This is a genomic window from Methylobacterium sp. Leaf88 (assembly GCF_001422795.1).
Classification (GTDB): Bacteria; Pseudomonadota; Alphaproteobacteria; order Rhizobiales; family Beijerinckiaceae; genus Methylobacterium.
Genome location: NZ_LMMK01000018.1, coordinates 881 through 8,587, shown reverse-complemented (window position 1 = coordinate 8,587; position 7,707 = coordinate 881). Strand labels below are relative to the sequence as shown.

Sequence of the window (7,707 nt, the reverse complement as noted above, 5' to 3'; positions counted from 1 at the left end):
ACCAGCCTCGCGGCCAGTCTCATCACCTTCAACCAGATCAAACGGTTCTGTTAGGCGCTCTTAGGGCGCTGCCGTTCCGCACCGTATTGGTTCCGTTCGAACGTGTCTAACCAGACCGGCGATTTCGGTGCAAGACAGTGCTACACGTCGTTAGGAAGCTCGTTCAGCAGATCTGACGCTGGCTGCAGGTTGCTCCACGACGAGATGCCCAGGATCGATGGCGGCTATCACCTCTCTAATTTCCAGAGGTCGAACGTTTCCGTCTAGAGCGATACCCTCTCAGGTTGGTTCAAAGGCATCGTATCCGGCGGCGGTGAGATAGTTTCGGCGTTCGTCCGGTCGAACAGCGGCGAACGCGTAATTACCCAGGCCCTTGCGCGGGTCGGGTTTCGCTGATTCCTTCGTAGGATGGGGCGCAGCGATCTTGAGCGGTTGAGCCGGGAGGAACTGATCGAGCTGGTGCTGCGTCTGCAGCGTCCGGACAAGACCTCGCGCACGTCCTCGAAGCCGCCCGCCTTAGACCGCAAAGAGCGGCGCGAGCAATCCAAACCTGGCGGAGCCAAGCCCGGCCACGAGGGCCATAGCTGCGTGATGAGCGACGATCCCGACGCGGTCGTCGATCACCGGCCCAACCGCTGCGCGTGCTGTGGCGGCGCCCTGCACGGAGATCTTCCTGCCGAACTCGTGAGCGTATCCGAGCGGATCGCGTTGCCGGAGGTGACACCGGTCGTGACGCAGCATCGACGGTTGGCCGTGCACTGCCCGACCTGTGGGGTGCGGGTCGTCGCGCCGGTGCCGGAGGCGGCGCGGGGCACACCGTTCGGCCCACGGCTGCATGCGGTGGCGACGTATCTCAAGACCTTCCAAGCGCTGTCCTACGAGCGACTGCAGGCAGCCTTGTCGGACCTGTTCGGTCTGACGCTCAGCCAGGGCGGGCTGATGAACCTGCTCCAGCGCGCGCAGAGGCACTTCCGTCCCGGCCGCGAGGAGGCCGTCTCGACGCTACGCCGGGCCGCTGTGATCGCCTCGGACGAGACCGGCGTCCGGATCGAGGGCAGCAACGCTTATCACTGGGTGTTCCACGCGGCCGACGCCGTGGTGCACACGGCCTCGCCAACGCGGGGTGCCATCGTGATACGGGAGATGATGGGCGGCCACCGGCCCGCGGTGTGGATCTCGGACCGCTTCACCGCGCGAGCTCGGTCATGCCGCCGCGCACCAGACCTGCCTCGCCCATCTCGCCCGCGACGTCGCTTACGTCGTCGAGGTCAGCGACGATCCAGTGCCCTGGCGATTGCAGCTCTGGTTGCGATCCGTATTCGCCCTGGCCGAGCGCGTCACCGACCTAGCCGCCTCGACGCTCGCCGCCAAGCGCCAGACCTTGGATCGACAGCTCGGCGCCATCCTCGCCACGTCGAGCCGCTGCGACCTGACCCGCGACCTGCAGGCCAAGATCGGACGGGCGCGTGATCAGCTCCTCGTCTTCCTCGCCCATCCCGGCGCGGTCGAACCGACCAACAACGGCCCAGAGCGACTGCTGCGCCCAGCGGTCGTCCAGCGGAAGGTGACCAACGGCTACCGCGCGATGTGGGCCGCCGAGGGCGAGGCCGCCATCCGTACCGTCGTCGATACCGCACGCCTCGCAGGCCACAGTCCATTCGGCACCATCCTCAAGACCGTCGGTGCCTGATCCCAGCCGTCTTAGGCCTGGGTAATTACCCCTGAGCGGCTACTGCGCCCGTCTGTCGTCCAGCGGAAGGTTACCAACGGCTACCGCGCGATGTGGGCCGCAGAGGGCGAAGGCCGCCATCCGCACCGTCGTCGATACCGCACGCCTCACCGGCAGTAGCTCCTTTGGCACCATCCTGAAGACCGTCGGCGCCTGAACCTCACGATTATGGCGGCGGGTAATTACCTGATCCGCGCTCTCCATACAGGCCAGCAGCCGTGATGATGGCTGCATCAACAGGCCGGACACACGGCAGCACCTGATCCTGCGCGCACAAATCTCTCCAACACCCCCTTGAATCCGATGGGGCGTCCACACACGGTCATTCCAGCCAAACCTCGGGTCGATGACCAACGGGTCATCAGCGGCATCCTGCACGTCCTGGTCTCAGCGCGGGGTCTGGCCGCGGCTGTTTGCAAGGGGCGCGGCGACAGGCCCTGTCCCCGGCAAACGGATGCTCGATACCACACATGTGAAGGCCCACCGCTCGGAATCGGGCGGAACAGGGGGGCCTGGAGCCAAGCCATCGGCCTCTCGCGCGGCGGGTTCGCGAGCAAGATCAATTACTTGGCCAATAGTCGTGGCGGATCGATTGGGTTCGCCTCGACACCCGGCAACGTGGCCGACATCACTATGTCGCTACCGCTCCTGCAGGCTGTCGTGCCGCCCAGACCCCTGATCGCTAACATCTAGTCCACGGCCACCCGGACGTTGCCCGACAGGAACAGCCGGATCGCCGACCAGCGGCGCAATCGGATTGAGCGGCCGTTCGGCCACCCCAAGAACTTGCGGCGCGTCGCGACCCGCCATGATCGATTGGGCTGTAACTACTTCGCCGCTATCGCGGCCGCTATCGCGCTCGTTTCCTGGGTCTTCGCATGGACTCGTGTGAGCGCCTATCTTATCCAGAGACCTCATATCCAGTCATGTGCGAAAACAAAGATCGGCCCAGACCGCAAGAACTCTATCAAAATTTTCGCGGCGTCTGGTTTCAAGAGTTCACAACGGCCGCCAATATTTATATTTTCTATGCATCTAAGAACCGTCATAGTAACTTACAAAAGCGTCCATTTTAGTAGCCTGACAAATGCATTTCTGATTCAGAAGGAAATTCGCGAAAAATCCTATCCCAAGACTGCACGTGGCCGTCCGTAGCGTCTGCCCAGGGGGCCAGTCGCTTCAAATATCGGTTCGCTATATTATCTAAGCCCCAATCTTCTTCACGAAATGCTTCATCTTGAATAAACACCAGTTTAAAAGAATTATTACCTTGTATTTCCGCTATTAGATCCCTTATCTTGACAACGGCAATCTGAAAATCTATTTTGGTTGAATGTTCGTCGCACTTATAAAAATAAGCAACATTTTCTATCTCGGTCCGTTTGCGCAAAAATTTTAAAGTAAGATAGTCGAATTTTTTCTTTAATTCCTCATATTGAACTTCAAAGTTTGAATCGCCCATAAACGCATCTGCAAAGGGCGAGTGGAATTTATAATGATGGGACGAATCGTTGATCAGGGCGCCTGATCCATGGATCGATAGATTTTCCCTACTTAGGATACCTGAGAATTTCGATCTCAATAGGCTTTCTAAAGATCCAAGCGGTGTGACATTCCAACTAAAAAAACTAGAAGAATCCCTTCCCAATACCCGTCTTATCTGGAAAGCAACCTCGCAGTTGTTCCCCAGAGAAACATACTCGGAAAATTTTCTTATTTCTTGCATCTCATCCTGCACAAGGCTGCCTATGGCGGAGAAATTCCCAGTAACCCGTCAAATCCTAACTCGACTAGGATATGTGCTTCAAGCGATATTGATGGGTGGGCTAACGAAAGTGGCAATCGAGAGCGGATAAGCGCTTATCGATTTTTTAGTTTTCAATAATTTAAATAAATTCCTTAGTGTAAGTACTACATCGTTATCAGATCCATTCACTGCAGTCGTTCCCTCGGTTATGATTTCATTTGAAAACAGATAGAGATAAGAATAACGTAATGCAGTGGTCTGTCTCTGAATTTGAAAGGCAGGCGACAAACCTTTGACAGCATAGATTGATTATGCGTGATATATTTAAAATGATCGAAATAAACTTTTCAATAAAACCGGCGAAATTTCTATGGCGCGTTGATCGCCATACATGAAGATTAAAGCAAATGTGAATCGCGGCATGTTGGCGGCAGTAAATACTGTAAATACTGGAGGAACGGCGCATCTTGCATACAGTGCAAGTGTCTGATACGGTTCAAGGTCATCCTATCCGTTCTTGTCAAATAGTAAAGCTAAAAATGACAGAAAATAAAATATATACTCAACAAAAAATTCCACACATGGCCGATCTTGCAGAGCAAATATTATTGACGTTCGGTGTTGGCAGATATGCTGTATTCGGACAAAAATCCGACGATTTAATTTATGCTTTGCGGGAATTCGGAATCTGCGCAAATAAAGGAGGGTGGCCTTATATAAAAGGGCAAGATTGGTTCTCGGCTTCTGAACTTTTTCGATCAAAAGGGGTAGATAATTGCACTATCGTGTGTCTTGTCGAATCAAATGATATCGACACCAGTTTCGTCCACGATTTTTTGAGTGCGCTTCATCGTAGTGGATCAAATGTATTTTTACACACTCGAATAGATAGCAATGGGCGAGACAGAAAGTGGTGGGAGACATATTGTTTTGAGGCTGGATTTCGCAAGAGTCCATTGTATTATATAGTTAACGAGTATTCATCTTTAGAAGCAGAGCGAGATTTTATTTCGATACCACTTGAGAGAATATCTAACGAGGTATTGCAAAAATTTCCATTGGCTTTCTTGCGAACTGAGCGGGATCTGCACATGGACATGCTTAGGGAAAGCGGTAGTAGATCTGATGCCCATGTTGCAAGATATAATCTCGCTGCAAAATATGTACGACCTGGCGATCGCGTATTAGACGCCGCTTGTGGGTTTGGGTATGGATCTTATGTAATAAAAAGTATTGTTCAAGATACAAAAATAACAGCTATTGATAATAGTGACTCTTCAATACAATATGGGCAATCGAATTTTTCCAGTGTTGATGTTTGTTTTGCTTCGGGAAATTTGCCGGAGTGTCTTGAGGCATTCGGCAATAATTCTTTTGATGTCATTGCCTGTTTCGAGACCTTGGAGCATGTACAAAATCCGATAGCATTGCTCAAGGAGTTTCACCGTTTATTGACACCGGGTGGGCGTCTTGTAGTTAGTGTCCCGAATGACTGGACGGATGAGACCGGAAACGATCCGAATCCGTATCATCTGCAAGTGTATGATCATAGAAGATTCGTTTCTGAAATCACAGATTTGTTCGAAATAGAGCATCTGATTGGACAGACTGCTGATCGGGCTAAAAAGGCTGGCTACAGCAACGAATGGATCCCGAAAACGCGAGCGTTTGAAATTCTCGACGCTGAAAAAATAGATGATGAAGCCGAAGCTGAATGGCTAATTGCTGTTGGGTGCACTTCGCCGCTTTTGCAAGACCATGTAGCTTATGAAGAAAAGTCATTTAGTCGGGAAGAAATTATAGCTGCAGGGAATTCGCTGGCTTTCGCAAGAGATTATGAGAATCCCTGGCTAATAAAGTCTCTCATATCTATTGGGATGCGCACTGAAAACGGATCTCTAAGAGCACGCTGGGCAACAGAGATTGCAGCAAACGAGCGCTCAATCAACCCAGATCTGGGATCTGCTCTAACTGTATTGTTATATTCAAAATTTGATGAAGTCGATTGTAATTTTAACGATGGATTTATTGATAAGGTTTATTCCTATATTTCGAATACTGAGAACTCTAAGAACCCAACCGATCTTCGGTGGCGGGTTTCTCTATATTTTGCTTTAGGCAAATTGTATCTAAGAAATGGACTATATGTAGAAGCGATTGACTCTTTTGAAAAGGTTATCGCTTCAGATGTGGCGTCGTACAGTCCTACTTTGCTTACGAAAACTGCAGAAGCAGCATTTTTGCACGGGATGTTGTGCTTGTCTCAAGGGAGGGGCGAGGAGGCTCAAAAGATCTGGAGAAACGGCTTCTTCAAGATTGTCAGAGATTTTAAAAAGCATTTGCTGCCATCAGACTCTGATATTCCTCCCGCTTTTTACACAAAGGAGATAGCCGATGCTTTATCTATTGCTGGACGCATGGCGTCTTTAGCTGTTGTGATACGTGATGGAAAAACGTCGCCGTATAAATTTCATGTCAATAGAGCCTATGATAATGTTTCTCAAATTCAGAGTTTGAATGCGATCATTGACTCAGCCGAAATGTTGAGAAGGAGCCAACCCTCTGTCCCGCTTGAGGATCTGAAGTGGTTGGAACAACAGCGGGATGCATGGAAGTTAGAAACGGATGAGATTAATCTTAAGTACCTCCAGTTGGAGCAAGATTTTAAGTGGATGCAGAAACAACGCGATGATTGGGAAATGGCGACGCTTAAGGGCAACAAAGACTACGCATCTTTGCTGAGCGATTATGAATGGATGCAGGGGCAGAGAGATGCCTGGGAAGCTCTGGTCAAGTCATTCAATAATGGAACTGACGCAACTGATAAAAATTGACGCCGATCAGGCCGGCCGTCTTTTGGCGCTAGGGCGTTTCTGCAAAGTCATGCGAGCCAGAGCATGGCCATGCCGAGTGTGACGATGGCCAGGTAGTTGGCTACCCGCTTTTCATAGCGCGTGGCGATCCGGCGATACTGTTTGAGCCGGCCGATCAACCGCTCGACTTTGTTGCGCTGTCGGTAGGCGGCTTTGTCGAAGTCGGGGTGACGCGGTTGATCCTTGCGAGTCGGGATGACCGGCTCGATCCGGCGCTGCCTGAGGCGGCGACGGGCGGGTGGACTGGAGTAACCTCGGTCCCCAGCCGTTCGGCGTGGCCGCAGACGCGGGCGGCCTCGGCCAGAGCGTGGCACCGCCCCCTTGTCCATCAGCGCGTCCAAGGCGAATTGCTCGTGGCGCTCCCCGGCCGTCAGCACCGCGGCGATCGGTTTGCCGCCGCCTTCGGCGCGCAGATGCAGCTTGGTCGAGAACCCGCCCTGACCGCGCCCGAGCGCTTCACCAACGCCTTCGACCGTCGCCTCACCCCCCCGATAGCGCCGGACCGGCGTGCACCAGCGGCGTGCTGGTGGGCGCGCACCACCGTGGCGTCCACGAAGTGCAGGTCCCAGTCGAGGTCGCCCCGGGCATCCGCCTGCGCCTACAAGCGCCGCAGCACCCGGTCGAACACGCCGGCCGGCCGCCAGCGGTAGAACCGGCTCGACACAGTCCCGACAGCACCATAGCGGGCCGGCAGATCCGCCCACGGCGCACCCGTGCGCATGATCCAGAGCATGCCGTTCAGGACTTGGCGGTGATCCTCGGCAGGCCGGCCCGTGCGCGGCTTCTGCGGAGGCAGCAGCGAGGCGATCTGCTCTCTTTGCGCATCGGTCAGTTCGTAGCGTCGCATCCCGCCCACATGGGGGCGGTCACCCCATCTGTGAACCCTTTGAAGACACGCCCTAGAGCGTTTTCGGTTTGCGCTGATTCTAGGGCATGGGGTTCACGCAGAGGCTGGGGGCTGATTCATTGATCGCTCTGGAGGAGGAGCGACAGATGGGACGACCCTACAGCCAGGATCTGCGCGAGCGGGTGGTGGCAGCCGCTGCAACGACCTCGCGCCGGCAGGCGGCTGCGCGGTTTGGGGTCGGTGTCGCCACCTCGATCCACTGGATGGCCGCGCTCACGACGACCGGGACGGTGGCCGCTTGTCCGCAAGGCCGGGCGCGCTGCTCGAAGCTCGACCCGCACGAGGCCTTCTTACGCGGCCTGATCGACAAGAAGGTCAACATCACCCTGGAGGAGATGCGTGCCCGGCTTCGGGACGAGCACGATCTGACTGTCGGGCTCGGCACCCTGTGGAGCTTCCTCGACGCGCGAAACCTCATACCAAGCCTCGCTGAGCAGGACTCACGCGGGGG

Annotated in this window: 2 protein-coding genes and 5 pseudogenes; 5 read left to right on the top strand and 2 right to left on the bottom strand. The window is 54.4% G+C overall.

Translation table 11 applies throughout. The features are described from left to right. Positions 1-408 precede the first annotated feature (408 nt). The 3 pseudogenes from ASF20_RS11480 to ASF20_RS24035 form a co-directional block, all read left to right on the top strand. A pseudogene (locus ASF20_RS11480) lies at positions 409-1,690 on the top strand (IS66 family transposase). A 33-nt stretch (positions 1,691-1,723) separates the two neighbouring features. Then, a pseudogene (locus ASF20_RS24040) lies at positions 1,724-1,886 on the top strand (IS66 family transposase); the annotation flags it as partial. Positions 1,887-2,056: 170 nt separating this feature from the next. After that, positions 2,057-2,614, top strand: a pseudogene (locus tag ASF20_RS24035) (IS5/IS1182 family transposase); the annotation flags it as partial. A gap of 187 nt (positions 2,615-2,801) precedes the next feature. On the opposite strand, the gene ASF20_RS23310 reads toward ASF20_RS24035, so the two are convergent. Continuing rightward, positions 2,802-3,455: a DUF1796 family putative cysteine peptidase gene (locus ASF20_RS23310; RefSeq protein WP_082501294.1), complete on the bottom strand. Its 654-nt coding sequence runs from the start codon at positions 3,453-3,455 to the stop codon at positions 2,802-2,804. 497 nt (positions 3,456-3,952) lie between these two features. On the opposite strand from ASF20_RS23310, the gene ASF20_RS23305 reads away from it, so the two are divergent. Next, entirely contained in the window at positions 3,953-6,310 is a 2,358-nt protein-coding gene (locus ASF20_RS23305; protein ID WP_244476403.1) for a methyltransferase domain-containing protein, read from the top strand. Between the two features lie 47 nt (positions 6,311-6,357). On the opposite strand, the pseudogene ASF20_RS23300 reads toward ASF20_RS23305, so the two are convergent. After that, positions 6,358-7,196 (bottom strand): annotated as a pseudogene (locus tag ASF20_RS23300) (IS5 family transposase). A 146-nt stretch (positions 7,197-7,342) separates the two neighbouring features. Here ASF20_RS23300 and ASF20_RS11460 point away from each other — a divergent pair. Then, a pseudogene (locus ASF20_RS11460) lies at positions 7,343-7,707 on the top strand (IS630 family transposase); the annotation flags it as partial.